Here is a 14632-nt window from a genome sequence, read left to right as displayed (position 1 = left end):
TGCCGGGTGCCCTCACGCCGGCTCGTCGCGCTCGGGGTCGATGTGCACGAGCACCTCCGCGTCGGGCTCGATGGCGAGGATGGCGTCGCGCGCGCGGTCGCCGGTCGCGTGCGCGCGCGAGAGGGGGAGGTCGCCCGGGAGCTCGATGTGCACCTCGACGAACAGCGTGCGCCCGGCGATCCGCGTGCGCAGCCTGTGGTGGCCGAGGAGCTCGCCGCGCGCGCGCATGGCGTCGAGCGCGGCCGCGATGGCGCCGACGCGCTCCTCCGGGGCGCTCGTGTCGATGAGGTCGCGCACGCCGAGCCGGAGGAGGGTCCCCGCGGACGTGAGGATGTAGACGGCGACCGCGACCGAGAGGACGCCGTCGATGCGGGAGAAGCCCGTCGCGTACGTGAGGGCGACGCCGACGAGGACCGCGAGGTTTGCGGCGATGTCGGTGCGGTAGTGGACGGCGTCGGCCTGGATGGCGCTCGAGCCGGTGCGCGCGGCGACCCGGCCGAGGTAGGCCACGAGCGCCGCGGTGATGAGCGCGGCGGCGGCCATCGCGCCGAGCGTGACGGCGGCGAGGCGGAGCGGCTCGGGCGAGAGCAGCCGCCGGATCCCCTCGATGAGCAGGTAGACCCCCGAGCCGCCGATGAGCAGGCCCTGACCGGCGGTCGCGAGGGTCTCGATCTTGGCGTGGCCGAACGGGTGCGAGCGGTCGGGCGCGGCGTGGGCCAGCTGGATGGCGAGGGCGTTCGCGGAGGAGGCGAAGAGATCCGTGAGCGAGTCGACGGCGCTCGCGGTCACGGCCATCGACTGGCCGAGCTGGCCGGCGACGAGCTTGCCGAGGGCGAGGCCGCCGGCGGTCAGCGCCGCGATGCGCCCGGCGCGCAGGGCGGCGCGGGCGCGGTCGGCAGGGTCGTGGCGGCGCTCGGCGGAGGGCGCGGCGCCGCGGTCGACGGGGCGGGCGGCGGGCGCAACGCCGGGGTCGGGGTCGGGGCGGGCGGCGAGGCGGGCGGCAGGACGTGGTCCGCTCATCGCCGGGAGGCTACCCCGCGACACCCTTGCCCGTCATGCGCGTGGTGGTCAGGACCACCCGAGTGGGCGCACTGCCGCGTCGCACGCGCCCCGACCGCGAGATCGTCGAACGGATGGCGCCGCAGCTCTCGGCGGCCGGCTGCTCGACAGAGATCGAGATGGACGAGCGGGTGGTGGGGTACTCGGGTAAGTCCCGCCTGGAGCAGGTCCTGCTCAACCGCGTGTCGAACGCGATGAAGTACGGCATGCGTCAGCCCATTCACGCGAGCGCGCGCAAGCAGGCCGTCTCGGCATGGATCACCGTCCGAGATCAGGAAATCCCGATAGCAGAGGAAGCGTTCATCGTGGAACTCCCCTTGCGTCCCCCGGCGAACCGCAGGTCTCCGATCAACCACGGGACGGCCCTGGCCGAGATGGCGGAGTACAAGCTGCTGAACGAGCTCATCGGCTGCCTCGCTCATGCGCTGTCTCACAAAACACCGGCAGCTCGCGCGCGCCCGGGGCCTGAAGACGCTTGCGATGGCGAGGTCGCTCTCGATAGGTATCTCCAGACGCCCCCTGCGGCGCTCCGGGGGACCTGGGTGGCAGGGGGGTGGGGGAGATCCGATGACCAAGACGCTCAAGAGGCCCATCGAGACCCGGACCGGGATCCGCGTCGTGCAGGACGGCGACGTCGTGGAGACCTTCAACGTCGTTGGCGAGCGCATCCACCGCATCGAGAAGCCTGGCCGCATCCCCGGGGTCTTCGTGGCGCGCTGGTATGGCACGCCGCTCGACGAGGAGATGAAGGAGATCATCGGCGGTCATTTCTACGATGTGTTCCTGGAGTGCGGGGGCCCGCTGTGCCTCATCGACATACGCGACTGCAAGGCGAGCTGGGACGGCATCAACGACTGGCAGCGAGACGAGATCATGCCGAAGGCCTACGCGGCCGGGCTGAAGCGGGTCGCCACGCTCCTGCCCAGGGAGGCCGCGGAAGGGGCGGAGCAGGTCGTCGAGAACCACGAGTTCGCCGCCAGCCGGTTCGCGGAGGACGACGCCCACATCGCCGCGTTCTTCTCCGAGGAGGAGGCGCTGGCCTGGCTGCGCGGGGCCCACCCGCCGGGGGCGGCGTGAGCGCGGAGCCCGCGCGCGAGGCATCGGCATGACCGAGCGCGACACGCCGCGGGAGGGCGCGGCGCTCGAGGCGCTGCGGGGCGTGCTCGACGCGATCCGCGACGGCGTCCTCGTTTACAGCGGAACGGGCGATGTCGCGTTCGCGAGCGCCCGGATCCGGGAGCTGCTCGGGGACGGCCTCGCCGGGCGGGAGGCGCTGGCGATGCGCGGAGGGGCGCTGGCGAGCGGGCACCCGCTCGAGCCGCTCGGGCGGGCGTGGCCGGACGTGCTCGGCGGCGCGCGCAAGCGGTTCACCTGCCGCGCCGCGCGCGAGGACGGCCGCGCGGTCGACCTCGAGGTGCTCGCGCGCAAGGTGAGCGCCGCGGGCGAGGAGCTGATCCTCGTCGAGCTGCGCGATGTGACGCGAGAGAAGCAGGCCGAGCGGGCGCTCCTCGAGAGCAAGCGGCAGGCCGAGGGCGCGGTCCTCGTGCGCACCGAGGAGCTGCGGAGGAAGATTCGCCTCGTCGAGGAGCAGGAGCGGGCGCTGCTCGAGCTCTCCACGCCGGTGATCCAGGTCTGGGAAGGCGTGCTCGTCCTGCCGCTCGTCGGCGCCATCGACCAGCGTCGATCGTCGCTCATCCTGGAGAGCCTGCTCGGCAGCGTCGTGGAGACCTCGTCGGACCGCGTGATCCTCGACGTGACGGGCGTGTCGGTCGCGGACGAGGTCGTCTCGGGCTACCTGCTCAAGGCCGTCCGGGCGGCGCGGCTGCTCGGCGCGGCGTGCTCGTTCGTGGGCATCTCGCCGGCCATGGCGCAGGCGCTCACGCGGCTCGGGCTCGACTGGTCGGGCGTGGAGACCTTCCGGGACCTGCGGGCGGGCCTGAAGGCCGCGATCGCCGGCCGGCAGCGTGACCCGGCCGCAGCGCGACGCGCAGCGAAGCCCGCCTGATCGCCGCGGCGAGCGCTCGCGAAGGCAGCGGCCAGCATGGAGGTCCCTGCTCGTCGGGGCCCGCGACGTGCACCGCGGAACTGCCGGGCCTGACCCGTGGTACCTTTCGATCGAGGGGGTGCTGGGGTGACACGATCGTGGGAGGCCGTGACAGAGAATGCGGTCCCCGGCGGGCGTCATGTGCTCACGCCGGTCGTGTGGCTGCGTCGTCTCGGCGAGGCGCGCGGACTCGAGCGCACCGGCGCCGACGGCAGCCCCCAGGGGCCGCCAGGCCGCCGGGCGCCGGCGCTTCACGGAGTGCCTTCCCCATGGGGATGAGCACCGCCTCGCCATACACGATCATCGAGACCCTCCACGAGGGCCTGAGGACCAGCGTGCACCGCGCGGTCCGGCGCTCCGATGGCCGCTCGGTGATCTTGAAGATCATCGACCCGAAGCGCAGCCGCCCGCAGGACGTCGAGCGCCTGAAGAACGAGTACGCGATCGGCAAGATGCTGAATCACGAGGCCGTCGTGACGCCGCTCGCCCTCGAGACGTATGAGGGGCTGCCGGCGCTCGTCATGGAGGATTTCGGCGGCGAGTCGCTCGATCACTTCATCGGCGCGCCGATGCCAACCGAGCGGTTCCTCGACCTCGCGGTCCGTATCGTGGCCGGCGTGGCGGCGCTCCACGCGCAAGGCATCCTCCACAAGGATCTCAAGCCCCAGAACCTCCTCGTCAACGCGGCCACCGGCCAGGTCAAGCTCACCGACTTCGGCCTCGCGTCCCGCCTCTCCCGCGAGCAGCCGCCGGCGGGGTCTCCCGGGCTCATCGAGGGCTCGTTGCCGTACCTGTCTCCGGAGCAGACAGGCCGCATGAACCGGGCGATCGACAGCCGCGCCGACCTCTATGCGCTCGGCGTCACCTTCTATGAGATGCTCACCGGGCGCCTGCCGTTCGAGGCGCGGGACCCACCCGAGTGGGTGCACTGCCATGTCGCCCGCGAGCCGCAGCCGCCGTCCGCGTTCGTCCCGGAGTTGCCCGAGATCCTCTCCGCGATCGTCCTGAAGCTCCTCGCCAAGATGGCGGAGGATCGCTACCAGACCGCGAGCAGCCTGCAGCATGACCTCGAGCGGTGCCTGGCCGAGCTCCGGGCCACCGGCAGGCTCGACCCGTTCCCCCTGGCCGAGCGCGACGCCTCCGGTCGCTTCCAGATCCCTCAGAAGCTGTATGGCCGCGAGGACGAGGCCGCCGCGCTGCTGTCCGCGTTCGAGCGCGTGGTCGGCACCGGAGCCCCGGAGATCGTCCTGGTCTCGGGCTATTCCGGGATCGGCAAGTCTGCGCTGGTCAGCGAGCTGCACAAGCCGATCGTCCTCGAGCGAGGATTCTTCCTCTCGGGGAAGTTCGACCAGCACAAGCGCGATATCCCGTACTCGACGATCGTCCAGGCCTTCCGGGAGCTGGTGCTCGAGCTCCTCGCCGAGAGCGAGGAGCGGCTCGCGGTCGTCCGGGAGCGGCTGCTCGCCGCCCTCGGGGTCAACGGACAGCTCATCGTGGACGTGATCCCGCAGGTCGAGCTCGTCATCGGGCGGCAACCGCCGGTCGCCGCGCTGCCGCCGGTCGAGGCGCAGAGCCGGTTCCGCGTCGTGTTCCGGCGCTTCATCGGGGTATTCACCCGGAAGGAGCACCCCCTCGCGCTCTTCCTCGACGATCTCCAGTGGGCCGATCCCGCGAGCCTCCGGCTCCTCGAGGACCTGATGACGCACCCCGAGACGCGGTGTCTGCTCGTCATCGGTGCGTACCGCGACAACGAGGTGACCCGCTCCCACCCGCTGATGCTGGCGCTCGAGCAGATGCGGAAGGGGGGCGCGAGCGTCCGGGAGATCGTGCTTGGCCCGCTCTCCCGCGAGCAGCTCGCCGCGCTCGTCAGCGACACGCTCCACTGCCGCCGCGAGGACGCCGCGCCGCTCTCGGATCTCGTCCACGAGAAGACGGCCGGCAATCCCTTCTTTGCGATCCAGTTTCTCATGGCGCTCCACGAGGAGCGCCTGCTCGAGTTCGACGTCTACGCAGAGGCCTGGCGGTGGGACATCACGAAGATCCGCGCCAAGGGCTTCACCGACAACGTGGTGGCCCTGATGGTCGAGAAGCTCATGCGGCTCCCTGCCAGCACCCAGGAAGCAGTGAAGCAGCTCGCCTGTCTGGGAAACACCGCAGAGGCCGCGTTCCTGGCGATCGTCCATGGCCGCTCGGAGGGGGCGTTGCACGCGGTCCTCTGGGAGGCCGTCCGCGCAGGGCTCGTCGTCCGCACGGACGGCGCGTACAAGTTTCTCCACGACCGTGTCCAGGAGGCGGCCTATTCGCTCCTCCCCGAGGACGAGCGCGCGGCGATGCACCTCGGGATCGGCCGTCTGCTCTCGTCGCGGACGCCGCCCGAGGAGATCGAGGAGACGATCTTCGAGATCGTGAACCAGCTCAACCGCGGCGCCGCGCTGATCACGGCGCGGGAAGAGCGCGAGCGCGTGGCCGAGCTCAACCTCGTCGCGGGCGAGCGCGCCAGGAGAGCCACGGCCTACGCCTCGGCGCTGAGCTATCTCACGGTCGCCGCCGAGCTTCTCCGGGGTGAGGGCTGGGACACGCGGTACGAGCTCGCCTTCGCGATCGAGCTCCACCTGGCCGAGTGCGAGATCGTCACCGGCGCCCCGGCGGCGGAGGAGCGGCTCTCCGCGCTCTGGCGCCGCGCGCGGGACCTCGTCGAGGCGGCCGCCGTCGCGCGCAAGCGCGTCGAGCTCTTCACGACCCTGAACTGGAGCGACCGCGCTGTCGGCGCGTGCCTCGAGTACCTCCGACGCGTCGGCGTCGCGTGGTCGCCGCGCCCGACGGACGAGGAGGTCCAGCGGGAATACGAGGGGCTATGGGAGCGGCTCGGGAGCCGCTCCATCGAGGAGCTCATCGACCTGCCCCCGATGACCGATCCGGTCCCGCGGGCGACCGTGGACGTCCTCACGTCGACCATAGCGCCAGCGCTCTTCACCGATGCCAACCTGCTCGCCCTCATCCTGGGTCGCGCCGTGAACCTCAGCATCGCGCATGGCAACAGCGACGCCTCGTCCTTCGCCTACGTCTACCTCAGCACGTGCCTCGGCCCGCGCTTCGGCGACTACCAGGCGGCGTACCGCTTCGGCAAGCTGGGCTTCGATCTGGTGGAGAAGCACGGGCTGCTCCGCTTCAAGGCCCGCGTCTACGCGACCTTCGCGTTCATGGTCCTGCCCTGGACGAGGCACCTGCACGCCAGCGTCGAGCTCATGCGGCGCGCCCGCGACGTGGCGCAGGAGACCGGCGACCTCGCTTATGTGGCGTATACCGGCAGCTCCCTGGTCTCGCTGCTGCTCTCGGACGGCGATCCGCTCGACGAAGCGCAGCGCGAAGCCGAGAGAGAGCTCGAGTTCGCGCGGAGGGCGAGGTTCCATCTCATCGTCGACGTCTACACCGGAAACCGGCGGCTCATCCGGACGCTCCGGGGCCTCTCGTCGGACTTCTCCACCTTCAACGACGCGGAGTTCGACGAGGGCCGGTTCGAGCAGCACGTCATGAGCGATCCCACCCTGACGGTCGCCGCCTGCTGGTACTGGATCCGCAAGCTGCAAGCGCGCTTCTACGCGGGCGACCACGCCTCCGCCATTGAGGCGGCGTCGAGGGCAGAGCAGCTCCTCCCGTCGTCGGCGGCGTTCTTCGAGGCGGCGGAGTACCATTTCTATGGCGCGCTCGCGCGGGCGGCTCACCACGACGCGGCGACCGGCGACGAGCGGCCCCGGCACCTGGATACCATCGTCGCTCACCACCAGCAGCTCGAGCGATGGGCGACGAACTGCCCCGAGAACTTCGGGAACCGAGCGGCGCTGGTCGCCGCCGAGATCGCGCGCATCGAGGGCCGGCTCCTCGACGCCGAGCGCCTCTACGAAGAGGCTATCCGCTCGGCGCGCCATAGCGGCTTCGTCCACAACGAGGCGGTCGCCTGCGAGGTCGCGTCTCGGTTCTACCGATCACATGGGTTCGACAGGTTCGCCGACACCTACCTCGGCGACGCGCGGACCTGCTACGCCCGCTGGGGCGCCCGCGGCAAGGTGACGCAGATCGACGGGCAGAACCCGCGCCTCCGCGAGCCGGGGCCCAGCCCGTTCACGGCCACCTTCGCGGCTCGGCCCGAGCAGATCGACCTGCTCTCGGTGACCAAGGCTTCACAGGCCATCTCGGGCGAGATCATCCTCGACAGGCTCCTGCGCACGCTGCTCGAGGTCGTGCTCGAGCAGGGCGGCGCGCAGAGGGCCTGCATCCTCCTGAGTCAGGACGGAAGGCTCTCGATCGAAGCGGAGGCCGCGATCGAGGAAGGCGGGGCGGTGGTGAGCGCCCTCGAGTCGAGGCCGGTGGATCCCTCGCAGCGCCTCCCCTCGTCGCTCGTCGACTACGTGTGGCGGACCGAGGAGCGCGTCATCCTGCACGACGCGGCCGCCGATGCGGGCAGGTTCTCCGGCGACGCCTACATCGCGCGGAATCGGCCCAAATCGCTCCTCTGCGTGCCCATCCTGAGGCGGGCCGAGGTGGTGGGCCTGCTCTTCCTCGAGAACCACCTCCTCGCGGGCGCGTTCACGCCGGAACGTCTCACGGCCCTCTCGCTCCTCGCCTCCCAGGCGGCGATCTCCCTGGAGAACGCGCGGCTCCTCTCGAAGGAGCAGTCCGCGCGGACCGCGGCAGAGATGGCCGTGCGGCGCGCGGCCTTCCTGGCCGAAGCCGGGGAGATCCTCTCCGGGTCGCTCGATGATCGGGAGACGCTGTCGCGGCTCGCGCGGCTGTCGGTGCGATCGTTCTGCGACTGGTGCATCATCGACGTCGTGGAAGGTGGAGCGACCCGGCCCGCGGCCTGGGCCCACAGAGATCCCGCGAAGGAGCCTTTGCTCGCGGAGTTACGGCGGCGATACCCTCCTGGCCGGGACTCGCCCCACCCGGCGGCCAGCGTCCTCAGGAGCTGTGAGCCGCTCCTGCTCCCCGAGATCTCCGACGAAGTCATCCGGCGACACGCCGAGGACGACGGGCACGCGAGGCTCATCCGCGAGCTCGGGGCACGTAGCTCCGTCGCCGTGCCGCTCGTGGCGCGGGGACAACCGCTCGGGGTGCTGAACGTCGTCTCGTCCGCGCCGGGGCGCCGCTACGGGGACGCCGATCTCGAGTTCGTCCAGGAAGTGGCGCGCCGGGCGGCGATGGCCATCGACAATTCGCGGCTCTACCGTGCTGCCCAGGAGGCCGTCCGGATGCGGGACGAGTTCCTGACCATGGCGACGCACGAGCTCAACACGCCGATGACGTCGCTCACGCTCACGCTCGAGGCGATGGATCGGGGCATCCGGTCGGGTCGGCTCTGCGACCCGCAGGCCATGGGCAGGCAGGTCGACCGCGCGCTGCGGCAGGGAGCGCGCCTGACCCGCCTGAACAGCGAGCTCCTCGATGTCTCGCAGATCGACGCGGCTCGGCTGAGGCTCAGCGTCGCCGAGGTCGACCTCAGGGAGGTCACCCGCGACGTGCTCGCGCGATTCAGGCTGGATCTGGAGCGCGCCGGGTGCTGGGTCTCGCTCCGGGACGGCGGCCGGATCGTGGGCCGCTGGGATCGCTCCCGCGTCGATCAGATCGTGACGAACCTGCTCGCCAATGCGATCAAGTTCGGCGCGGGCAAGCCCATCGAGGTCGTCCTCGGCGAGGAGGCCGGGATAGCGTGGCTCTCGGTCAGGGATCACGGGATCGGCGTCGATCCGGCGCGCCAGGAGTGGATCTTCGAGCGCTTCGAGCGCGCGGTGTCCCACCGGCACTACGGCGGGCTGGGGCTCGGCCTGTATATCAGCCGCAGGATCGCGGAGGCGCATGGCGGCTCGATCCGCGTCCAGAGCGCGACCGGCGCCGGCGCCACGTTCATCGTGGAGCTGCCGCGCGCTGGGCCGCCGTGCACCGTCGATCCGAGCGCTCTGCCGAGCTGAGCGCCGCGTCCAGGGGGATGCGGCGCCGCCTCGAGCGCGCGGCGCCGGGCTACGCGACGGCGCGGTCCAGGCGGGCCGGCGCCCCCGCCCGCGACGGGCGGAGCTCGACCTTCACCCACCCGGCGTCTCGCCGGTCGAAGGCCTTGTAGGCGTCGATCGCCGACTCCAGGGGCGCTTTCCTCGTGAGGATCGTGGTGGGATCCACCTGGCCGGTCTGCACGAGGTCCACGAGCTTCGGGATGTACTTCCTGTGATTGCAGTTGCCCATCTGGAGGGTGAGGTTCTTGTTCATGGCCTCTCCGATGGGGAACGTGCGCGACGTCTGCGGATAGACGCCGATGAGCGCGATGGTCCCCGCCTTGGCCACGCACCGGACGGCCCACTGCAGCACCTGCGACGGCCCGTCGCCGGCGCGGAAGGCGTCGCCCGTGGTCCGCGCGTCGGGGGCGATCTGCTTGACCTCGAGGTCGAACGCCTTGGCCTGCTGCTTCGCCTCCTTGTGGGCGGGGCCCTCGTGCGGGCGCTCGGCGTCGACGCCCACGGCGTCGATCGCCCGGTCCACGCCGATGCCGCCGGTGAGGCGCAGGATGGCCTCGATCGGGTCCTCGGCGGAGAAGTCGACGGTCTCGGCGCCCTGCTCGCGCGCCATCTCGAGCCGGTCGGGCACGCGATCGACGGCGACGATGCGCCCCGCGCCCATGAGCTTGGCGCTCGCGATCGTGAACAGGCCGACGGGGCCGCAGCCGAAGATCGCGACCGTGTCGCCGGGCTTGATCTCGGCGAGCTCGGCGCCGAAGTACGCCGTCGGGAAGATGTCGGAGAGCAGGATGGCCTGGTCGTCGCTGACGCCGTTCGGCAGCTTGACGAGGCCGACGCCCGCGAAGGGGATGCGCGCGAGCTCGGCCTGCAGCCCGTCGAACGGGCCCGACATGGCGGGGCCGCCGAAGAACGCCGTGCCCGCGTGCTTGCCGTTCGGGTTCGCGTTGTCGCACTGCGCGTAGTACGCGGCGCGACAGTACGAGCAATAGCCGCACGCGATCGTCGAGGGCACGACGACGCGATCGCCCTTCTTCAGGTTCCGCACGTCGGCGCCGAGCTCCTCCACGACGCCGACCGCCTCGTGGCCGAGGACCGTGCCCGGCACCATCCCCGGCATCGTGCCGCGGACGAAGTGGAGATCGGTCCCGCAGATGGCGCTCGCCGTGATCCGGAGGATCGCGTCGGTCGGCTCCTTGATCTTCGGCTCCTTGACGTCGTCCATCCGGATGTCGCCGACGCCGTGAAACACTACCGCCTTCATGGGTTCTCGCTTTCTCCCTCGGGGGGCGGCGCGCCGGACTGTCACGGAAGGCGCAGGCCGGCGCGCGCTGCTGAGATGGCTGAGGGTTCGGACGTGGCTGGACGTGCTGATCCCGTGCCAGGGCGAGGGGGAACGGGCCGGCGCGGGGCGGAGGTGGAGGCGATTGACGGACGAGCGACGGGCGCGGCGATGGGGGGCAGGGGACGCCGGGGGTGCCGCCGAGATGGGTGAGGCGAGGTGCTCCTCTGGGGGGAGGTCGTGGCGATTTGTCCCGGCGGGGACAATGGGGCGCGGAAAGTGCAGCTGAGCTATCTCTGGAGCACCGTCGGCGGTTCGGGAGGCAAGCTGAGCTAGCCCAGGGAAACCGTCGGCGATGCCGGAGGGCAAGCTGAGCTAGCCCAGGGAAACCGTCGGCGATGCCGGAGGGCAAGCTGAGCTAGCCCAGGGAAACCGTCGGCGATGCCGGAGGGCAAGCTCAGCTACCCCGGGAAGACCGTCGGCGGTTCGGGAGGCAAGCTGAGCTGGCCCAGGGAAACCGTCGGCGATGCCGGAGGGCAAGCTGAGCTAGCCCAGGGAAACCATCGGCGGTTCGGGAGGCAAGCTGAGCTGGCCCAGGGAAACCGTCGGCGGTGCCGGAGGGCAGCTCAGCTGCCCCGGAAGACCGCTGGCGGTTGGGGTAGGGTAGCCGAAGCTGGATCTGCCTTGCGCCTCGCGCCAGCGCGCCCCGAGCGACTCCGGCTCCACTGGAGCAAGAGCAGCAATCCGAAGGCTACCCACGGGGCCTTGGATGTCGAAGTCATGCCCGGCCCCACCTTGCATCCGCTACCAGCGCTCGGATCCGTGCCTCCGCTCGCGTCGCCGCCTCCGCCCCCGTCCCCCCCTCCACCGCTCGTGTACCCGCCGCCGTCCGCGCCGCCGGCGCCGGCTCCGCTGCTGACGTCCGCGCCGCCGGCGCCGGCTCCGCTGCTGACGTCCGCGCCGCCGGCGCCGGCTCCGCTGCTGACGTCCGCGCCGCCGGCGCCGGCTCCGCCGGTACCAGCTGGACTGCACGCGCCGTTCGTGCACGTGCCGCCGGAGCAAACCGTGCCATCGGGCTTGAGCGGAGAGGTGCACATCCCGGTCGCTGGGTCGCACGTGCCCGGTTCATGACAATCGTCCAGCGCCGGGCAGCCCACCGGGTCGGCGCCCGTGCAGACGCCTGCCTGGCACGTGTCGCTCTGGGTGCAGCCGTTGCCATCGTCGCAGGAGCTCCCCGTCAACAAGGCGCAGGTGCCGTCCGAAGCGGCGCCCGCCGCCACGGAGCAGGCGTCGCAGGGGCCGGCGTCGCAGGCGGTGTCGCAGCAGACACCATCGGCGCAGAAGCCGCTCTGGCAATCGGGGCCAGAAGCGCAGGCGCTACCCTGCGGCGACGCCGGAGGAGGCGTGTACAGCTCTGCGCCTGTCAGGCTTTCAAGGGCCCGCTCGTCGCCGCCCGTCACCAGCACCTCGCCGCTCCCGAGCAGCGTCGCGGCATGCCAGGAGCGGCTCTGGCGCATGGCGCCCGCCGACGACCAGGCGTTCATCGCTGGGTTATAGAGCTCCGCGCTCAGCAGGATGCCCTCATAACCGCCGCCGCCTGCCACGAGGACCTTCCCGCTGCGAAGCAACGTCGCGGTGTGTCCGCCGCGTGGCTGGGCCATCGGGGCGGCCGGAGACCAGGTGTTGGTCGCCGGGTCGTACAGTTCCGCGCTCGCAGGAGCGCCGTCCATTGCGCCGGCTCCGCCAGCTACGAGGACCTTGCCGTTGCCGAGCAGCGTCGCGGTGTGCTCGGTGCGGGGCTGGGCCATCGGGGCGGCCGGAGACCAGGTGTTGGTCGCCGGGTCGTACAGCTCCGCGCTCGACAGTCGACCTCTGAAGTCGCCGCCTGCCACGAGGACCTTGCCGTTGCCGAGCAGCGTCGCCGTGTGGCCAACGCGCCCCTCGCTCGTCGCGCCGGCCGAGGACCAGGTGCTGGTCGCCGGGTCGTACAGCTCCGCGCTCAGGGGATCATCGGAGCTACCGCCGACGACCAGGACCATGCCGCTGCCGAGCAGCGTCGCGGTGTGCCCCTCGCGGCTTTCGCTCATCGACGCGGCCGGAGACCAGGTGTTGGTCGCCGGGTCGTACAGCTCCGCGCTCGACAGTGTACCTATGAGATAACCGCCGGCGACCAGGACCTTGCCGCTGCTGAGCAGCGTCGCGGTGTGATAGGAGCGGGACTCTTTCATCCGGCTGGCCAGGGACCATGTTCTCGTCGCCGGGTCGTACAGCTCCGCGCTGATGGCGGTGGCGCTAGAATCGTCCTCCCCGCCCGCCACCAGCACGCTGCCGCTCCCGAGCAGCGTCGCGGTGTGGTCGGCGCGACGCTCGCTCATCGCGCCGGCCGAGGACCACGTGCTTATCGCCGGGTCGTACAGCTCGACGCCTGCCGACTCGTACGCTCCGCCGCCTATCACCAAGATTTCACCGCTCCCGAGCAGCGTCGCGGTGTGATCGGCGCGGGGCTGACTCATGGCATCGACCAGCGACCACCTCCCGGTCTCCGGGTCGTACAGCTCCTGGCTCGCCGTGGCGCCCTCATCGCCTCTGCCGCCCGCCACCAGGACCTTGCCGCTGCCGAGCAGCGTCGCCGTGTGCCCGCTGCGGGGGCGCATCGAGCGGGCCGAAGACCACGTATTCGTCGCCGGGTCGTACAGCTCCGCGCTCCCCGCGTAGCCCCAGATCCCGTAGCCCCCCGCCACCAGCACCTTGCCGCTGCCGAGCAGCGTCGCGCTGGGCCAATCACGGCCCTCGCGCATCGAGCCGGTCGGAGACCAGGTGTCGGTCGCCGGGTCGTACAGCTCCGCGCTCTGCGAGTCATTGGATCCACCGCCGGCGACCAGCACCTTGCCGCTGCCGAGCAGCGTCGCGGCATGAGAGCTGCGGGCATCCAGCATGGAAGCGGCCGGAGACCAGGTGTTGGTCGCCGGGTCGTACAGCTCCGCGTTCGCCTGGATGGCCGTGGTCGTGTCGGTATTGTCCAGGCCGCCCGCCACCAGGACCTTGCCGTCGCCGAGCAGCGTCGCCGTGTGCCAGTGGTGCGCGTGGCTCATCGCGCCGGCCGGAGACCAGGTATTCGTCTCCGGGTCGTAGAGCTCCGCGCTCGCCAGATAGCGGTAACCGCCACCATCGCCGCCCGCCACCAGGACCTTGCCGCTCCCGAGCAGCGTCGCCGTGTGATCGTGGCGCCCCTGGACCATCGTGCCGGCCGGGGACCAGGTGTTGGTCGCCGGGTCGTACAGCTCCGCGCTTGCCAGAGCACCCGTGCCGTCGCTCCCGCCCGCCACGAGCACCTTGCCGTCCTGGAGCAACGTCGCGGTGTGAAGAGAGCGACCCTGGATCATCGGGGCGGCGCTCACCCACAGCGGATCGATCAGCACCGCCTCGCCGTCCGCATCGACATGAAGCTCGATCTTCACCCCGCTTCCCACGAGCCGCGCCCTCACCTCGCGGCCCCCTTCGGCGTACGCCGCAGGCGCGGTCACCGAGAGCCGGACCACCCCGCGCGCGTCGGCCACCTCGATGGCCTCGCCCCGCTGCCGCACGTCCCCCTCCTCGATCTCCCACGAGGCAACCGCCGCTCCGGCGCGCACCGCGCTCGCCTCGAGGTGCAACCACTCCTCCACGCCGCCCGGGGCCGCTGTCCAGAACGAGGTGCCCCCCACACGCGGATACGCCACCGCCCGCTCGGCCAGCGCGCCCTCGCCCTGGGCGCCGATCTCCCGCACCCGCACCTCGACGCCGCCGAACCCGCGCAGGCGGATCACCTCCCGGCCGTCGCGGGGCAAGGCGACCTCCACCCCGTGCCGGGCAGTCCGCCCCTCCGGCGCCTGCAACGCAAAGCCCGCCCCGGTGGCGACGAAGCCGTCGCCTCGCTCCAGCGCCAGGGCCGCCTGCGCCGGAAAGCGCTGCTGCAGCACGCTCGCCCGCTCCCATGCCGGCGCCTCGGGAGCGCCGCCGCAGCCGACGGCAACGCCGGGCCCCAGGGCGATGACGAGGGCAAAAATGAGGAGCAACAAGCGGCATCGCGAGCGGCTGGAGTCGCTCTTCGGGCCGGAGCCGCCGCCATCCTGCGATCCCTCAGCGCCCCTGTGGCTCCCTTGTCGCGCCATCACCACGCCTCGCGTCCCCCTGTGGGGTCGCGCTGCGCTGCTGCAGCGACCCGCGGCAAGCCATCCTTTGATCGAAACCCCGGTCAACAGCACACTG

Annotated in this window: 6 protein-coding genes; 3 read left to right on the top strand and 3 right to left on the bottom strand. The window is 71.5% G+C overall.

Going from position 1 to position 14632, the window contains the following annotated elements; all coding sequences use genetic code 11:
- Nucleotides 1-12: 12 nt before the first annotated feature.
- The gene (locus WMF44_RS22910) at nt 13-1020 is read right to left on the bottom strand and encodes a cation diffusion facilitator family transporter (RefSeq protein ID WP_437301239.1); all 1008 of its coding nucleotides are present in this window, start codon (nt 1018-1020) and stop codon (nt 13-15) included.
- Nucleotides 1021-1626: 606 nt separating this feature from the next.
- Here WMF44_RS22910 and WMF44_RS22905 point away from each other — a divergent pair.
- The 3 genes from WMF44_RS22905 to WMF44_RS22895 all read left to right on the top strand — a co-directional run bounded on the left by WMF44_RS22905 (nt 1627) and on the right by WMF44_RS22895 (nt 9066).
- A complete protein-coding gene (locus WMF44_RS22905; RefSeq protein WP_437301238.1) occupies nt 1627-2136 on the top strand; it encodes a hypothetical protein in 510 nt (169 codons plus the stop codon).
- 28 nt (nt 2137-2164) lie between these two features.
- The gene (locus tag WMF44_RS22900) at nt 2165-3064 is read left to right on the top strand and encodes an STAS domain-containing protein (RefSeq protein ID WP_437301237.1); all 900 of its coding nucleotides are present in this window, start codon (nt 2165-2167) and stop codon (nt 3062-3064) included.
- Between the two features lie 308 nt (nt 3065-3372).
- Complete coding sequence (locus WMF44_RS22895) at nt 3373-9066, top strand: sensor histidine kinase (RefSeq protein WP_437301236.1); 5694 nt, start codon at nt 3373-3375, stop codon at nt 9064-9066.
- Nucleotides 9067-9115: 49 nt separating this feature from the next.
- On the opposite strand, the gene WMF44_RS22890 is transcribed toward WMF44_RS22895, so the two are convergent.
- Together WMF44_RS22890 and WMF44_RS22885 are read right to left on the bottom strand one after the other, a co-directional pair.
- Nucleotides 9116-10366, bottom strand: coding sequence for a zinc-dependent alcohol dehydrogenase (locus tag WMF44_RS22890; protein WP_437301235.1), 1251 nt, complete (start codon nt 10364-10366; stop codon nt 9116-9118).
- A 644-nt stretch (nt 10367-11010) separates the two neighbouring features.
- Nucleotides 11011-14442 carry a kelch repeat-containing protein gene (locus WMF44_RS22885; protein WP_437301234.1) on the bottom strand — a complete coding sequence of 1144 codons (3432 nt, stop codon included), beginning with the start codon at nt 14440-14442 and terminating at the stop codon, nt 11011-11013.
- Nucleotides 14443-14632 lie beyond the last annotated feature (190 nt).

Source organism: Sorangium sp. So ce426, assembly GCF_051475585.1.
Classification (GTDB): Bacteria; Myxococcota_A; Polyangia; order Polyangiales; family Polyangiaceae; genus Sorangium; species Sorangium cellulosum_B.
The sequence above is the reverse complement of the archived record's forward strand: the minus strand, read 5'-3'. Positions and strand labels throughout refer to the sequence as shown.

What these genes read in the sequence shown, in the direction of transcription:
- WMF44_RS22910 (WP_437301239.1), bottom strand. Translation starts at nt 1,020, where the DNA reads ATGAGCGGACCACGTCCTGCCGCCCGCCTCGCCGCCCGCCCCGACCCC.
- WMF44_RS22905 (WP_437301238.1), top strand. Translation starts at nt 1,627, where the DNA reads ATGACCAAGACGCTCAAGAGGCCCATCGAGACCCGGACCGGGATCCGC.
- WMF44_RS22900 (WP_437301237.1), top strand. Translation starts at nt 2,165, where the DNA reads ATGACCGAGCGCGACACGCCGCGGGAGGGCGCGGCGCTCGAGGCGCTG.
- WMF44_RS22895 (WP_437301236.1), top strand. Translation starts at nt 3,373, where the DNA reads ATGGGGATGAGCACCGCCTCGCCATACACGATCATCGAGACCCTCCAC.
- WMF44_RS22890 (WP_437301235.1), bottom strand. Translation starts at nt 10,366, where the DNA reads ATGAAGGCGGTAGTGTTTCACGGCGTCGGCGACATCCGGATGGACGAC.